The organism is Pseudomonas sp. MDT1-85, assembly GCF_054898065.1.
The window spans coordinates 3,893,139-3,909,493 of sequence record NZ_CM142715.1 but is presented as its reverse complement, the minus strand read 5'-3'; the positions used below and the strand labels follow the sequence as shown (position 1 = coordinate 3,909,493).

Below are 16,355 nucleotides of genomic sequence, written 5' to 3'. Positions count from 1 at the left end.
GGCCGGGGGCGGCAAGGTCACGCAGCTATTGTGCGGATTCCTCTGCTCTGAAACACCCTTCAGTCCGTTGCTTTCGTCGCTGCCATCTTTATTGAAATTAGACTTGCGCGCGACGGCTTCGGGAGCCTGGATTGAAAGCTCATTCCGTTACGCTGTCAGTGAGATTGCGGCGGGGCGCCTCGGCTCGACAACGGTCATCGCCAAGCTCTCCGAATTGCTATTCGTCGAAGCCGTCAGCCAGTATGTCGCGAGCCTCCCCGCTGAGCGGCGCGGGTGCTGGCGGGTTTGCGAGATCCGCATATCGGGCGCGCACTGGCGCTGCTCCATGCTCGTCCAACCGAGGGCTGGACTGCAGAAGCCCTGGCGTTTGAAGTGGGCATGTCGCGCTCGGCATTCGCGGAGCGATTCACGGCATTGGTCGACAGCCACCAATGCAATACCTGACGCTCTGGCGTATGCATGTGGCGGCTCAACAGCTGCGCGAAGGTCGCGGTAATGTGGCGCAAAGCGGCTTTGCAGTTGGCTACGAATCCGCCGCGTTCAGTCGTGCATTCAAACGCCAGTTCGGCACATCCCCCGGCACTTGGCGCAGACAATCAGCGTGAGAAGGTCCGGTGCCGATGGACACTCTGATCAAGCCAGGCAGCAAATGTCTAAGTTCGCACCTTGAATTTTTCGTCACCTCCGTGAGGTGGGGGAGGCCGGCCATGGAAGTCTATCTGGTGACCCGGCCGCAGGCATTGAAACAGGCTCACATTAAATGTTTTTTTGTCATCCTGGAGCAGGTGCTGTTTGAAATCATTTCCATATAAAGTGTCGAAGGTTGCGCCGTCGGGACATGTATTTAAAATTTAAATATGTAACCTTTCACAGCTCGCGCCAGGGGTAAAAACATGCATTGTCAGCTTGCGTGCCCTGCAAATTAAAGCTCTTGACCACGCAAATCCCGACCTGTATTTTCAGATGCATTCCAACTCACTCGGTAAGGCAAGCATGGAGCTATCAAACGCAATTCCGATCTTTAAAATTTCTTCTGAAAAATTGGCCCGCGAATACTATGTGGATTGCCTGGGGTTTTCGATAGACTGGCAGCATCGACAAAATAATTACCCTGCCTACTTACAAGTCAGTCGAGGAGATTTAGTTCTCCACCTGACGGAGCATGAGGGGGATGCGGAACCAGGAATGACAATTTTGATTTCGGTCAATGAAATCGATGAGTTATATGCTGAATTGAAGTCCAGGCTGTCGACCAACAAACTACTTCTTTTGACTTCAAATAAAAAACATGTGCTGCAGATAGATGATCCGTTTGGTAATCACATGAGATTCGTCAGTCGCACACCCCGCAGTCACTAAAAACACTGCAGCGAAAGCTGCAGTGTTTTTTTATTTCAGTACTTTGCGCGCCACGAAAACCGCTCTGCGATTGTGCACTGAAGCCAAGGAATAGGTCACATGGAAAGCGGTTAAAAGCCTGCTAGTCGCTTCGATATGCGTTTGTACCCAAGCGTAGTCTTCAATGCATTCAAAAATCAGCAAGCCATTATCGTCGCAGAGTTTCCAGGCTTTTTGGAATAAATCAGCAAAGCACCGGCTGTCCTTATCCGAATAACCAAAGCCGATACCCGCCCATACCACGCAAGGGTATTGCGGTAACTTCAGGGTCTCACTGCGGATATCGCCAACACTGAACTCCGTACGCTCATAGTCGCCATATTTGGTTATTGCATCACTGATTGCATTCGGAGAAATATCGATACCGTGGTAGGCCCGGGTGCGATTAATAGCTCCTCTGAGTCCACCTACGTAACAGCCGATATCAAGTATAAGGTCGCAATCATACTGTTCTATCAAACCTGATATGACTGAATAGCGAGCCGCCAGGGTATTGTCCGACAAGTAATCATAAGCGCCTTTGGTGTGCGCCTCATCTTGGCGCTCCGGATCAGCTGTGAGCGACTCGCGTTCATCGTCTGAAAGCCTCTCTTTTTCTGTGACGCTCATTACCTTCCTCCTTGGTTATTTGCAACTGTAATACTAAAATTTTAGGTGCATCAATGACTTGGCACAGAGGGTGGCGACTCGTCCCAATCACACATAGACTTTGAGTCACAGCGCTTCCTGGGCCAGGTTAGTTTTTTCCTTGCGCTGTTTTTCCGGCGATAGCTGAGACAAAATCGTGCCAATCAATATCAAGGCACAACCCATGAGTTCCTTGGGCCCAAGCCACTCACTCAAGATCAGCCAACCTGCAAGAGCGGCGAACACAGATTCAATGCTCAAGATGATTGCACTATGGGCTGCTTTTATATGTCGTTGTGCAAGTATCTGTAACGTGAACCCGATAGCGACAGATAATACGCTGCCATACAGAAGCGGCACGCCAGCGTTATGGATCATGTTCAATGAAATTGGCTCGGCCACTATTGCAATGGTAAGCGAAAGAACAGCGCACGTTCCAGACTGGACGATGGCCAGTCTAATAGAGGGCAGCCGATGTCCGATTGTTGAAAGTGCTATAAGTTGAAATGCCCAAAAGAAAGCACTTGCCAACGTCAACAGATCTCCCGGGTTGACATCAAAGTTTCCATGAACACTCAGAAGGTATAAACCCACCGTGGCCAGGGCAACGCCGAACCAGACACCTACAGAATATCGATGACCTAAAAAGCTGCACAGAATAGGAACCAGGGCTATGTACAGCCCGGTGATAAACCCCGTATTCGCTACCGAAGCATATTTGAGCGCTATCTGTTGAAGGTTTATACCGCCAAACAATATCAAGCCGATGATAACGCCCGTCGACCAATCTCTCCATGAAAGAGGTCGGTTGATTTTCTCAAAAAAAACAAGAGGGATGATAAGCAGGGTGCCTAACGCAAATCGTAATCCAGTAAACCAGAAGGGGCCGATCGAACTCATGCCTATTTTTTGTGGAACAAACGCACAACCCCAAATAACAGCAGCAGCGAGCAATAATAAATTTGACGTGATAACTTTTCTGTCCATAGAAACCAATGTAGTCGTTCAGCCATGAGGAGGCTGATTATATGCAGGCCGTATTTTCGGTCAATCGAAATAATTCGGGATGTTTCTGGGTGGATCTAATGTCTATTTAGGAAATAGTCTTTAGAAACAATGCATTGGATCCAATTTTTATTTATATATTTTTTTTGCATATGCTTATGGTGGTGACTGAGTTTTTTCAAAGGAGCCGCGCAGACTCAATGCGAACGAAAAAAGCCGGGCGATACAGCTAAATAGCAGGGGGCGCCATGATAGCTAGATAAAATTGAACTTGTAACAATTGCTGATCGTATATTGGACCTCCAACTCCACCGATTTTTCAGGTAGCCAGGCAGATCCCGGACTTCAACGCATCCGGCGTGTTTTTACTGAGCCGAAATCAGGCATTACTACGCTACCCGAATCCGCAAAATAGAAGCGCGTTATTCCGGTCCCCTAGCGTAGAATTTCCAAAATGCCAGCCCCCACCCGAGACGGACCCTCAATGCAAATCCCCACCCCTCAACACCCCCTCTGGCAAACCTACCTCCTGTTTCTCGCCCCCATGGTTCTGTCGAATTTCCTCCAATCCATGTCCGGCACCATCAACAGCATCTACATCGGCCAAATGCTCGGCACCCAAGCCCTCGCGGCGGTATCGGGCATGTTCCCCGTGGTGTTCTTCTTCATCGCCCTGGTCATTGGCCTCGGCGCTGGCGCCGGGGTGTTGATCGGTCAAGCCTGGGGCGCTCGCGAGTTGCATTTGGTGAAGGCTATCGCTGGTTCGACGTTGCTGTTGGGGGCGATGATCGGGTTGGTGGCGGCGGTGTTGGGCAGTGTGTTTGCCCGGCCGGCGTTGCAGGGTTTGGGCACGCCGGTGGATGTGCTGGACGATGCGGTGGCGTATGCGCAGGTGATGATGTGGATCTTGCCGTCGCTGTTGGTATTTGTGTTGTTCACGCAGTTGCTGCGTGGGGTGAGCGATACGGTGTCGCCGTTGTTGGCGCTGGTGGTGTCGACGTGTGTCGGGTTGGCGCTGACGCCGGCGTTGATTCTCGGGTGGTTGGGGCTGCCGCCGATGGGGATTCAGAGTGCGGCGTGGGCGGGGTTGGCGGGTAACTTGTCGGCGATGGGGTGGCTGGCGTGGCGGTTGATTCGCAAGGGGCATCCGTTGGCGCCGGATCGGGAGATGTTGGCGGCGATGCGGCTGGATCTGGAGATCCTCGGCAAGGTGTTGCGCATCGGGCTGCCGACCGGGTTGCAGATGGTGGTTTTATCGCTGTCGGAGTTGGTGATTCTGGCGCTGGTGAATCAGCACGGTTCTCAGGCGACGGCGGCGTACGGGGCGGTGACGCAGATCGTCAATTACGTGCAGTTCCCGGCGCTGTCGATTGCGATCACGGCGTCGATCCTCGGCGCGCAGGCCATCGGGGCGGGGCGCATCGAGCGGATGGGGCCGATTTTGCGCACGGGGCTGTTGATCAACGTGTGCCTGACCGGTGGTTTGGTGGTGTTGGGTTACCTGTTGTCGCACTGGTTGCTGGGGTTGTTCCTCACGGATGATTCCACGCGGGTGATGGCCGAACACCTGTTGCACATCATGCTCTGGAGCCTGTTGGTGTTTGGCTTTCAGGCGATCATCGGCGGCATCATGCGTGCCAGCGGTACGGTGTTGGTGCCGGTGGCGGTTTCGATCGTTTGCGTGGTCGGGGTGCAGTTGCCGGTGGCGTATCTGCTGGATGCGCGCTTTGGGCTGCAAGGTGTCTGGATGGCGTTTCCGGTGGCCTATCTGGGCATGCTGATGCTGCAGACGCTGTATTACAAAATGGTCTGGCAGCATCAGAAGATTGAGCGGTTGGTGTAGGGCCTCGTTTATCAAGCACTGCTCTTGAGCCAGGTCTCGAAGCGCGTCGGCCCGATGATGGGGTGTTCTCCCGGCGTGAGCGAGTGGTCATCGATCGGCGCGCCGAAGTAGGGGACCGTGTCGTCCGATTGGGCCTGGCGCGGGTCGTTGGTGTGTTGCAAAAACAAGCGTACGAATTCAACCAGCGGCCAGCGCTCAGGGCCGGCCACTTCCAGGGTCTGGTTGCTCGGCGCTTGCACGGCGACTTTCGCCAGCGCCGTCGCGACATCGACCGCGGCGATCGGTTGTAGCTCGGCGGAAGTTAAACGCACGGTGTCGCCTTCTTGCACGCCTGAATACGAAATGGCTCCGATGAATTCGAAGAACTGCGTGGCCCGCAGGATTGTGTAAGGGATGCCTGAGTTTTTGATGAGTGTTTCCTGCGCCATTTTCGCCCGGAAGTACCCGCTTTCGAGCATGCGCTCGGTGCCCACCACCGACAGGGCGATATGGTGTTTGACGCCTGCGTTTTTCTCGGCGGCGAGCAGGCTACGCCCGCTGGTTTCGAAGAAATCGAGCACGGCGGCGTTTTCGAAGGAGGGCGAGTTGGCCACGTCGACCACCACGTCGGCGCCTTGCAAGGCGTCTTTCAATCCTTCGCCGGTGAGGGCGTTGACGCCGGTGCTCGGTGACGCGGCCAGGGTTTCATGTCCCAGGGCTTGCAGGTTTTTGCAGAGGTGTCTGCCGATCAGTCCGGTACCGCCAATGACGACGATTTTCATGTCCAGTCTCCCGATGCGTGTGCAGAGGGTTGCGGTAGCTTTAAATCCTGCAACCATTAAAGACCCGGAAGACGCGAGAGGGTGGCGGGGCGACGATCGGGTTATCGGGGAAAGACAGTCCGGTGCAGAAAAAGATCGGAAAAATGGACTGCTGGCGATGTTATATTGCCGGCCTGTGGCGTAATGCCAGTCAGTTTAGATGCGCAACTTGTGGGAGCGAGCCTGCTCGCGATAGCGGCGGTACATTCAGCATCAATGTTGGCTGACCCGCCGCTATCGCGAGCAGGCTCGCTCCCACAGGGGCTGCCGTGTTCAAGTCTTTAATTGACTGGCACTGGGCGTCTGGCTCTATCATTTTTTGAAGGCCCAGCAGTCAAAGTCAAACACCGCGCCGAGGATCGGGCGCCAGGTTTCGTTATGCATGGCAGGAGGCGTTACATGCGTTGTGTTCTTTCACTGCTGATCACGCTGGTCGGCGCCCAGGTCGCATGGGCCGAGCCCTCGGCCGAGTTGTCGGAGCCGGTGGGCGGCTGGCGCTATCACGGCTTGCTGGACCGCAGTGAAAACCCTCGAGTTGCCTATCCCACGCCGCCCATCGACCGGGGCGTGCAACGCAATCGCACGATGATCGAAGGCCAGCTCAAGGCCCTCGGCGCCCTCCGACCGCCGCACAGCCTGGCGGTCAACGGCAATCCCCTGAATTTGTACACCGACGACCAAGGACGTTTTGCCCGGCCATATGCGTTCGGTGCCGGGTCCAACAGCGTCGAAGTGCGCAGTTCCGAGGGCAAGTCGCTCAAGCGCGTTCAATTCTATGAAGCCAACAACCTGCGCACGCCGGCGCGCATTCGCGTGGTGCTGGGCTGGGACGATCCCAAGGCCGAACTCGATCTGCACATCATTACCCCCGACGGCCAGCATGCGTTCTGGGCTCGTCCGGCGATGAGCAATGGCGGCGGCCTGGACCCGGACGGGGTCGATGGCCCCGGCCCGGAAATGTTCACCATGACCGCGCCGATGCATGGCACCTATCTGGTTTACGTGAACTATTGGGGCAACTTCGGCAGCGGCGGCTATAACCTCGATGAGACCAGCAACCAGAACGAGGTGATCACCTCGCAAATCAATCTGGTGCTCAACGAAAACACCGTCGACGAAAAACGCGAGACCTTCATCGTGCCTTTGCGGGCGATCGGCGACCTGCTGCTGGTCAAGACTTTCAACTATTAAACATCCCGCACTAGGGATGATTTGGGTTTGTGAACATGAGTGATAGGACTATTTTACCGGCCGTTTCCCCGGCCGCTTCCCCGGCCGCCGACGCACCTGCCGCCAACACTTCCCGTCGCTGGCCGGCGCTGGTAATCGGGCTGTGCCTGGTGGCTGGCGTGGCAGGCGGGTTAGGGTGGTTCCTGAACAAACCCAAGGCTCCGCCTGCGGAACTGGCCAGTGACAAACTGGGCATGAGCCGGCCGGACGGTTTGCTCGAAACCCATTCCCTGAGCCAGCTGCCCAAGGATTTGCTGGCGGTGCCGTTTCTCAAGGAAACCCTGACCGAAGATTTCGTCTTCTATTACGAAGCCCACGCCGACCGTCTCGGCTTGATTGGCAGTCTGCGGCGGATCATTTACGAGCATGACCTGAAGTTGCAGGACAGCCTGATCGAGCAGCTGTTCGATCAACCGGCGGATGTGGCGCTGTGGCGCGGGGCGGATGGGCGTCTCAAGGATTTCCTGTTGGTGATGGATCGCGGCGGGCTGGCCAAGGTGCTGGAGCCGCTGGCGAAAGTGGCGCTGGATGATACGCAGCTGAGCAAACTCAGCGAGGTGAAAGTCGGCGCCGACGCCGTCACGCTTTATCAGCTCAACTACAACGCCAACAAGTCATTGGTGTTCGCCTCCCATGGCGACAAACTGGTGGTGCTGTCCAATCCGGCCAAGCTCTATGACCCGGAAAACGGCGCCTCGGAGGACACCGGCAGCGTTTCGACCAAGGCCATCGCCGCCTTGCTCAACGGCGACAAATTGTTCCCCGAAGCCTTCGGCCTGCCACCGCGTACGCCCGAGGTAAAACAGCGTCTCTCGGTCAATTCCAGCGTTTTGGCCATGGGGTATCAGCGCTTCATCCCGAATTTCGCCGGCCTGCGTTTCGACATGGACGACAAAGGCTGGCACAGCTTTCTGGCCATGGACGAACTGGAAAACCAGCCAGATTTCGACTTCACACCAATCTGGCAGGCCATGCCGATGGGTGCCAGTGCCTGCGTGGCCTTGCCATTGGCCGCCGAACAACAGAAACCGCTGCTGGTGAAACTCGGTGCCGACGACGCCGTTGCCCAAGCCCTGACCGAACACATGGCCGGTGCCGCTGGCTTGTGCTGGTACGCCGATTCGCGGCTGTACACGCCGCTGCTGGTGGCCAGCCTGAATGACGATGACAGCGCCAAACTCGACGGCGATCTGGGCAACCTGTTCGGCTCGATGGTCGGCGCCTACGAAGGCAACGTCGCCGATCACGCGTTCCCGGTGGTCGAGAAACAGCAAGGCCAAAGCCATCAGTGGCAGCGCCAGGTCAGCTCCAACTTCGGTCCCTATAAGGCCAAGGATGCCGAGCAACCGGACGCAATCACCGGCAAAGCCTTTATGCGCGTAAGCCTGGCGCGCCATGGTTCGACGCTGCTGTTTTCCCTCGACGACAAACTGGTCGACAAAGCCCTCGGCACCCTCGACAAACGCTTCCCGCCCATGGCTGACGTGCTGCCGAAAGACCTGCTGATGCCGATCTATTTCGGCCCGGATTCCATGGCGCAACTGATGCAACAGGAAACCCTCGACAGCCTGCCGCAGGACATGGAACCGGTGTTTTACAACGCCGCGCAAACCTACCTGATCCCGAAACTGCGCACCCTCGGCGGCTATGGCAAATACGCCCTGACCTTGCCCAAAGGCAGTGAGCCCGACGGCCACTGGCAGTGGCTGCCGCTGGAGTGGAAAGCCCTGTGACCGCACTCATCCGAGGCCTCGGCCTGTTGGCGTTGCTGCTGGGGACTCGCACCTTTGCCAGCGAAGCCCCGGCGCTCGACCCGCAGCAATCCCAGGTATTCCGCGCCTGGTTCGTGCGCATCGCCCAGGAACAACTGACCCAAGGCCCGAGCCCGCGCTGGTATCAGCAGGACTGCGCCGGGCTGGTGCGGTTTGCCGCCAACGAAGCGCTGAAAGTCCATGACGACAAATGGCTGCGCAGCAATGGCCTGTCCAATCGCTACCTGCCGCCGGAACTGCAACTGAGCGACGCCCAACGCGGCCTCGCCCAGCAATGGCAGCAGGGCGGCGGCAAGGTCGGGCCCTACGTCAACGCGATCAAACTGATCCAGTTCAACAGTCATCTGGTCGGCCGCGATCTGGCCCAGGCCCGGCCCGGCGACTTGATGTTTTTCGATCAGGGTGACGACCAGCACCTGATGATCTGGATGGGCCGCTTCATCGCCTATCACACCGGCACTACCACCCCCACTGACAACGGCATGCGCTCCGCAAGCCTGCAACAACTCATGACATGGAAGGACACCCGATGGATACCCGACGCAGCCAACCCCAACTTCATCGGCGTCTATCGACTGAACTTCCTCTCCCAATGATCGGTGCCCGCATGCTGCGCATTTGCTCAAAACTGCCTTTGTTGTTGGCCTTGTTCATGCCGCTGGCCGCGGTCCATGCTGAAGACACCGTCGAGCCAAGCGGCTATACGCCGGTCTCCGGTGAGAGTTTCTTCCTGCTGGCCGACAGCAGTTTCGCCAGCGACGAACAGGCGATGGTTCGCCTCGAAGCGCCGGGCCGCGATTACCGCCGGTTCCGTATGGAGCCTTACGGCGGCGCGGACATTCGTGTGTATCGCATCGACAAGCCGCTGGATTTCCTCAAGCGCCAGAAGAACCTGCACCGCGTGGTCAGCGATGGCCAGTTCAAGGGCGAAGGCTTGTCGAACACCCTCGCGTACCTGTGGGACAACTGGTACCGCAAATCCCGTCGGGTGATGCAGCGGGCGTTTTCCTATGAGTCGCGCAAACAAGTCACCGAGGAAGTGCCGGAACTGAAGATGGGCACCGCCATCGCCGCGCCAACGCCCTACGACGCACAGCCGCAATTCGCGTTGATTCCGGGCCTGCCGGTGGTCAGTCAATTCCGTTATCCGCTGTGGCAAGCCAAACCGATCCAGCCGCCTGTCGGCGTGAACCTGGCCGGTTCTTCCAGCGAGTTCGTCAGTGTCTCGCCGGGCAACGTGTACATCCCGTTGGGCAACCTGAAACCGGGCCTGTATCTGGTGGAAGCGCTGATCGGCAAATACCGCGCGACCACCATGGTTTTCGTTTCCAACACCGTGGCCGTGAGCAAGATTGCTGGCGATGAATTGCTGGTGTGGGCCGCGCGCAAACACGAAGGCAGTTCGGTGCCCAAGGTCAATGTGCTATGGACCGATGGCCTGGGCGTGATGAGCAGCGGCGCTACCGATGCCGATGGTTTACTGCGCCTGAAACACGTCAGCCCGGAGCGCTCGTTCGTGATCGGCGAGGATGAAGAGGGCGGGGTGTTCGTCTCCGAGAACTTCTATTACGACAGCGAAATCTACGACACCAAACTCTATGCCTTCACCGACCGGCCGCTGTATCGGCCGGGGGATTGGGTGTCGCTGAAAATCGTCGGGCGCGAGTTCAAGAATGCGCGGGATTCCGTGGCAGCGACCGCTGCCGACGTCAACGTCACCGTACTCGATGCCACCGGCACCGCGCTGCAATCGTTGGCGCTGAAGCTCGATTCCAAGGCCGGTACTCAGGGTCGCTTCCAGTTGCCGGACAACGCGGTGGCGGGCGGTTATGAACTGCGTTTCAGCTACAAGGATCAGGCCTACAGCAGTGCCTTCCGTGTCGCTGAATACATCAAGCCGCACTTCGAAATCTCGCTGAACCTGGCCAAGCAGGATTACCGCACGGGCGAACCGGTGAGGGGCAGTCTGGTGCTGCTGTACCCGGACGGCAAACCGGTGGCTAACGCCAAGTTGAGCTTGAGCCTGCGCGCCCAACAACTGTCAATGGTCGATAACGAGCTGCAATACCTCGGGCAATTCCCGGTGGAGCTGACCACCGACGCCAAGGGCAACGCGAGCCTCGATCTGCCCGCCGCCGAGAAACCGAGCCGCTACATGCTTACCGTGTTCGCCAGCGATGGCGCGGCGTATCGGGTCAAGACCACCAAGGAAATCCTCATCGACCGCAGTGCTGCGAGTTTCCGCTTGAGCGCACCTCAGCGGTTCAGCGCGGTGGGTGGCAAGGTTGCATTCAGCTATGCCAACGAAGGTGGCAGCGAGCAGAGCAAAGCGGTCAACCCGAGCGGCTACAGCTGGGTGCGTCTGGAGGACCAGAGCACCGGCGAAGGCAAACTTGCCGCAAAAGATAAAGGCTTCACCCTGGCCTTCGACCGTCCGGGCACTTACAACCTGACGCTGAAGGATGACCATGGCCGCGTGCTTGGCGCGACCGGTCATTCGGTCACCGGCGATGGCGTCAAAGCGGTGCCCGGCACCGTGGAAATCGTCCTCGATAAACCCGAGTACAAGGCCGGCGACGAAGCGCTCGCGTTGATCACTTTCCCCGAGCCGATTATCGATGCGCTGTTGTCGCTGGAGCGCGACAAGGTCGAGGCCACGGCGCTGCTGTCCAAGGGCAGCGACTGGCTGAAGATGGAGAAACTCAGCGACACCCAATACCGCGCGCGCATCCTGGTGAAGGACAACTTCGCGCCAAACCTGACCTTTTCCGTGCTCTACACCAAGGGCGGTCAGTACAGCTTCCAGAACGCCGGCATCAAAGTGGTTGCGCCGCAAATCGACGTAGCTATCACCACCGATAAAGAGGCGTATCAGCCCGGCGATACCGTGTCGGTTGACCTGACCACCCAGTTCGCTGGCAAGCCGATTCCGGCGCACCTGACGGTCAGCGTGGTCGATGAAATGGTCTACGCGCTGCAACCGGAAGTCGCGCCGACCATCGACCAGTTCTTCTATCACCCACGCCGCAACAACGTGCGCACCAGCGCCAGTTTGTCGTTCATCAGCTACGACGTCGCGTTGCCGGGCAGCCCTGGCGCGCCGGGCAAAGCCAACCGCAGCGAGCGTGGCGTGAAAGTGCTGGAGCGGCCGCGTCGCGAAGACGTCGACACCGCCGCGTGGCAGCCTGAATTGATCACCGATGCGAATGGCAAAACCCGCTTTACCTTCAAAATGCCAGACTCGCTGACCCGCTGGCGCATCACCGCCCGCGCCATTGCCGATGACGGTCAGGTCGGGCAGAAGAAGCAATTCGTGCGCTCGGAAAAACCGCTGTACCTGAAGTGGAGCGGCCCGACCAAGTTCCGCAACAGCGACAAACCGGATCTCGGTGTGTTCGCGTTCAGTCAGGCCGAGAAACCGGTCAAGGCTGAGCTGGTGATTCATTACGCTGGCGCCGAGCAACGTGTGCCGGTCACGTTGAACAACGGCATCAACTACATCGCATTGCCAGCGTTCACAGTGGCCAATGGCGAGTGGACCGCCGAGCTGGTGCAGGACGGCAAAACCGCTGATGCCCTGGCCGTGCGTCTGACCGCGACCGGCGAAGGCTGGCAGGTAACGCAAAGCCAAAGCCTGGACGTGGCCAGCGGTGATACGCCGCTGACCTTGCCGGCCGACGCCACAGATATTCGCCTGCGTCTGGATGACAGCCCGCAAGCGCTGTTCCGTTCGGCGCTTGATGATCTGCTGAGCTATCCGTACGGCGGCGTCGAACAGACCGCCAGCCGTTTGCTGCCGTTGAGCATCGCTTATCCGACCTTGTCGTCGAACCCGCAGATTCGCGATCGCTTGCGTTTGATCATGCAGAACAGCCGCCTGCGTCTGGTGCAAATGGCCGGCCCGTCGGCGAGCTTCACCTGGTGGGGTTATGACGGTGAGCCGGATGCGTTCCTCACCGCTTACGCCTATTACGCCGACTGGCACGCCAGCAAAGCGCTGGAACTGAGCCTGCCGCCGGAGCATTGGCAGCGGGTGCTGGAGGTGTACGCCAAGCAGGCGCAGAACACGCCGCTGTTGCAGCGGGCGTTGATTCTGTCGTTTGCCAAACAGATGCAATTGCCAGTGAACACGCTGCTCAGCGGTTTGATCGACGATCTGGTGAAAGCCGGCGAAGGCCATGCGGCGAGCATGATGGACGATGGCGCAGAGAGCCTGGTTATGAGCGATCCGGATTCGGCATTGGGTCTGGCCAGCGCTCGGGTGCTGATCGCCTCTTTGGCGCGTCAGGCCAAGGTCAATCTGCCGTCGGCGTTCAATGGTCAATTGGAAGTTGCGCAACAACAAGTGGCCGCCAGCTCTCAACCGTTTGTCGAAGCGCTGAACCTGTCGCTGCAAGCCTTCGATCAGGCTCACGCTCAAGCGTTGTTGCAACGCTTGTTGCCGCAACAATCGACTCTGGAACGAGCCTTGGCGCTGACCTGGCTGCAACGCAGCATCGAACAGGCATCGCCGACCATCGCGCTCGCACCGGGTGCAGGCTGGAAGAAACAACACAGTGATACCGGTGAGATGTATTGGACGTGGCAGGGGCCTGCGCCCGTGCCGACAGTGTTGTCGCTGACCGGGGAGCAAGAACGCCCGCTTCGCGCCGCGTTGAGCTTCCAGAGCAAGCAACCGCCGGTGGACCCGATGGCCGTGACCATCACTCGTCGTCTGTCGCGTCTGGTGCCGGGTGACGAAGCGTTCGAATTCAAACTCGAAGCCGTCGGCACCAAACCATTGTCCAGCGACAGCCTGTACCTGGACGAAGTGATCGTCACCAGCAAAGCCGCGAAACCGCTGCGCTACGGCATGCTCGAAGTGCCGCTGCCACCGGGCGCGGACGTCGAGCGCACCACGTGGGGCATCAAGTTGATGGGCAAGGCCGGCACCGAGCCGACCGCGCTGGAGAAGGCCCGTTTCGAACCGGGGCAAATGGCCTACGCGATCCCGGTGGATGCTCTGAGCGGCGAACTGCGTCTGCGTCATCTGGTGCGCTTCTCGCAAAAAGGCCAGTTCAACCTGCCGCCGGTGCGTTTCACTCAAGTCTACGCACCGCAGAACCAGGCTCAGGAACAGAAGCCGGCACTCGGCCAGGTCACGGTCCACTGACATGACCCGGCGTCTGGTCTGGTGGCTGTTGTGTTTGATGCCTGCGCTGGCGACAGCGCAGGACGAGCCGTTGCGACTGGGCTTCAAGGGTGAATGGCTTTCGTTGAGCCAGACGCAGGTGATCTCACGTGAGCCATTGCCTGCTGATCTGCAGACACCGCTGGGTAGTTTGTGGAAACTGTTTGTCTACGGCTGGCTGGTGGACACCGGCGCGCGTGAACCGGCTTATGAGTGTCGCGGGCAATCGAAGGAAGAAGTGTATTGCTGCACGGTGGGCGGCAGGATTGAGCGCGATCAGGCATTGGTGAGGTCTTGCGGGTTGTATTTCGAGCCTGCGCGTCTGGGCATTGCTGGCGCGCAGTGGCGCGAGTATTGGCAGGCGAGACAAGCACCGAAGTGGTTGCTGGATTTGCCGTCGTTGCAACCGCAGACCCGGGTTTCGGTGGCTGAGTTGCTGAAGGTATTGGCCGTGATGCCGGCGCAGGATCAGGCGCGGCGGGTGTTGCTCGATGTGGTGCTGAATGCTGCTGACGGCAATGTCGTGGGCGAACTCGGTGGTCGGTTACGGGTGAAAACCTGGAGCTGGCTGGGGGATCAGGATCCTTCGTCGCGTCAGGGCGGGTTTGCTGGCTGGACGGCGGACGGCACACCGATCTGGGCCGGTGGGCGCGGCACCAGTCAAATGGTCTTGCGCAATTACGGTCCGGCACTGGCGACGGTGTTGCCTTCGTCATGGCCTGCCGAGGCGGGGAAGTGCGTCGAGGTCGGCCTGTTCGCGCGCTATCCGCTGAAACGCGTACTGTCGGGGGATCGTGTGTTAGCGCCCGGGCCGTTGCAAGGCGACTATCGCGTCGAGTTCGCCAATGGCAATCAACTCGATATCCATAGCGACGGCGAGTTGTTCTTGCTCAAAGACAAGCTCGTCGCCCGCCTGGACCGCGAAGAATACGTCGCGCGCGTCCTGCAGCGCGAAGCCAGACCGGAACCCGCCGAAGCCGCCAAAGCCCTGAGCGTTGCGATCCGCACCTACCTGCTGCAAAACGCTACCCGCAACGGCGATTGCCTGAGCATCGATGACAGCAGCAGCCGACAGCGCGTCGCCCCACGCCCAGCCGCGACCGAATCGCGCAACATCGCCGCGTGGACCAGTGACCTGGTCCTCGCCGGCAGCAACGTTACCTATCACTCCGACCAACCCGGGCCGGACAAGCTCTCCTGGCTGCAAGCCGTCGAACAGGCCAATGCCGGTCAACGCTACGACGCCATCCTGCTGCACGCTTACCCGCGTGCCAGCCTCAGCCGCTGGGACAACCCCGTCGCCTCCTGCGAAGCGTTGCCTGGCGCGCAAAACTGGCTGCTCAGCCAACGCCGCGGCTGGCGCCAACGCCTCGAAAGTGAGATCGGCTACAACGAAGTCAACACCTTCGCTGTCTGCCGCCTGGCCTTCGGCCGTCCTTTTGTCGATCGCGAACGCCAGCGCATTTACGTGCGCGGCGTGCTGTCGCTGCAAGACCGACTCGACCTGACCCACGAATACCTGCACCTGGCCTTCGAAGCACACCCCAACGGCCAGGATGAAACCTACATCGAAGGGCTCGCCCGCCACCTCTTGCTGGAATAGGCCATGAAACTCCGTTACCCACAGGTCCTCCTGTTCCTTTGTTCCTTTTGCGTATGGCCGACCACGTTCGCCACCGATAGCGCGGTCAAACTCGACACGCCCGTCGGCGGCTGGCGCACGGGCGCGCCTGAAGGCGAAGGCGAAAACTTTCGTCAGACGGTTAATTACCCGGCTTCCTCGGTCAACACACCGGTGGGGCAGGCCAATACCGCTCGCATTACCGGCCAGATCAAATCCGCGCCCAAGGGCAATGAGCCCGGCAAACTCATCGTCAACGGCGTCAGCATGCCGCTGAAAATTGACCCCGCCGGCCGCTACGATCGCCCGTTCTCATTCCCCAACGGCAGCAACAGCGTTGAAGTCCGCAGCCCCGATGGTCAACAGCGGCATCGCACCCAGTTCCTCAACACCAGCGGCGGCGCCACCCCGGCCAAGTTGCGAGTGCTGCTGGCCTGGGACAGCGACGGCACCGACCTCGACCTGCATGTCGTCACGCCTGACGGGGGCCACATCTGGTACGGCGATCGCGTCGCGGCCAACGGCGGCGCACTCGACGTCGACGTCACCACCGGCTACGGCCCGGAAATCTTCGCCATGCCGGCGCCGATCAAGGGGCAATATCTGGTGTACGTGAACTACTACGGTGGCGGGTATCGCAGTGATGAGGAGGGACAGGAAGAGGCTGTTCAGCCCCTGACTACGGCGCAGATTACGGTGATTACGGAGGAGGGGACGCCTAATGAAAAGATGGAGACGTTCCTGGTGCCGATGCGGGCGGTGGGGGAGTTGACGTTGGTTAAGGGGTTTAGTTATCCGTGAGGGGGCAATTGTGACAGCGGTGCTGTCACTATTGAATTGGTCAGCAGGCTGCTGACCAATTCCGTAATCACAGTGACACTGTTTCACG

The 16,355-nt window shown here is 58.8% G+C and carries 11 protein-coding genes and 2 pseudogenes; 10 read left to right on the top strand and 3 right to left on the bottom strand.

Translation table 11 applies throughout. From position 1 onward, the window contains the following. Window positions 1-4 precede the first annotated feature (4 nt). The 3 genes and pseudogenes from ACYZT2_RS17635 to ACYZT2_RS17625 form a co-directional block, all read left to right on the top strand. A pseudogene (locus tag ACYZT2_RS17635) lies at window positions 5-605 on the top strand (AraC family transcriptional regulator); the annotation flags it as partial. A 96-nt stretch (window positions 606-701) separates the two neighbouring features. After that, window positions 702-812 (top strand): annotated as a pseudogene (locus tag ACYZT2_RS17630) (LysR family transcriptional regulator); the annotation flags it as partial. 94 nt (window positions 813-906) lie between these two features. Further along, on the top strand, window positions 907-1,359 hold the full coding sequence (locus ACYZT2_RS17625; protein WP_461966005.1) for a glyoxalase superfamily protein: 453 nt from the start codon (window positions 907-909) through the stop codon (window positions 1,357-1,359). A 30-nt stretch (window positions 1,360-1,389) separates the two neighbouring features. Here the strand turns inward: ACYZT2_RS17625 and ACYZT2_RS17620 are convergent, their stop codons facing one another. After that, a complete protein-coding gene (locus ACYZT2_RS17620) occupies window positions 1,390-2,007 on the bottom strand; it encodes a class I SAM-dependent methyltransferase (RefSeq protein ID WP_461966003.1) in 618 nt (205 codons plus the stop codon). 105 nt (window positions 2,008-2,112) lie between these two features. Next, complete coding sequence (locus tag ACYZT2_RS17615; RefSeq protein ID WP_461966001.1) at window positions 2,113-3,012, bottom strand: DMT family transporter; 900 nt, start codon at window positions 3,010-3,012, stop codon at window positions 2,113-2,115. Between the two features lie 502 nt (window positions 3,013-3,514). On the opposite strand from ACYZT2_RS17615, the gene ACYZT2_RS17610 reads away from it, so the two are divergent. Further along, the gene (locus ACYZT2_RS17610; RefSeq protein ID WP_461965999.1) at window positions 3,515-4,873 is read left to right on the top strand and encodes an MATE family efflux transporter; all 1,359 of its coding nucleotides are present in this window, start codon (window positions 3,515-3,517) and stop codon (window positions 4,871-4,873) included. A gap of 11 nt (window positions 4,874-4,884) precedes the next feature. Here ACYZT2_RS17610 and ACYZT2_RS17605 read toward each other — a convergent pair whose 3' ends face one another. Next, on the bottom strand, window positions 4,885-5,634 hold the full coding sequence (locus ACYZT2_RS17605) for an SDR family oxidoreductase (RefSeq protein ID WP_461965997.1): 750 nt from the start codon (window positions 5,632-5,634) through the stop codon (window positions 4,885-4,887). 438 nt (window positions 5,635-6,072) lie between these two features. On the opposite strand from ACYZT2_RS17605, the gene ACYZT2_RS17600 reads away from it, so the two are divergent. The 6 genes from ACYZT2_RS17600 to ACYZT2_RS17575 are packed head-to-tail and all read left to right on the top strand — an operon-like array spanning window position 6,073 to window position 16,267. After that, window positions 6,073-6,864, top strand: a complete 792-nt coding sequence (locus tag ACYZT2_RS17600) for a YfaP family protein (RefSeq protein WP_461965995.1) — start codon at window positions 6,073-6,075, stop codon at window positions 6,862-6,864. A 35-nt stretch (window positions 6,865-6,899) separates the two neighbouring features. Beyond that, window positions 6,900-8,636 (top strand): DUF2138 domain-containing protein, encoded by a 1,737-nt coding sequence (locus tag ACYZT2_RS17595; protein WP_461965993.1) that lies wholly within the window; start codon window positions 6,900-6,902, stop codon window positions 8,634-8,636. Then, complete coding sequence (locus tag ACYZT2_RS17590; RefSeq protein ID WP_409373040.1) at window positions 8,633-9,271, top strand: DUF1175 domain-containing protein; 639 nt, start codon at window positions 8,633-8,635, stop codon at window positions 9,269-9,271. The genes ACYZT2_RS17595 and ACYZT2_RS17590 overlap by 4 nt, the downstream gene beginning before the upstream one ends. Beyond that, window positions 9,268-13,827, top strand: a complete 4,560-nt coding sequence (locus ACYZT2_RS17585) for an alpha-2-macroglobulin family protein (RefSeq protein ID WP_461973154.1) — start codon at window positions 9,268-9,270, stop codon at window positions 13,825-13,827. Before ACYZT2_RS17590 ends, ACYZT2_RS17585 begins: the two co-directional genes overlap by 4 nt. Before the next feature lies 1 nt (window position 13,828). Then, complete coding sequence (locus ACYZT2_RS17580) at window positions 13,829-15,448, top strand: DUF2300 domain-containing protein (protein ID WP_461965991.1); 1,620 nt, start codon at window positions 13,829-13,831, stop codon at window positions 15,446-15,448. A gap of 3 nt (window positions 15,449-15,451) precedes the next feature. Continuing rightward, a complete protein-coding gene (locus tag ACYZT2_RS17575; protein WP_217857070.1) occupies window positions 15,452-16,267 on the top strand; it encodes a YfaP family protein in 816 nt (271 codons plus the stop codon). The last annotated feature ends 88 nt before the right edge of the window (window positions 16,268-16,355 follow it).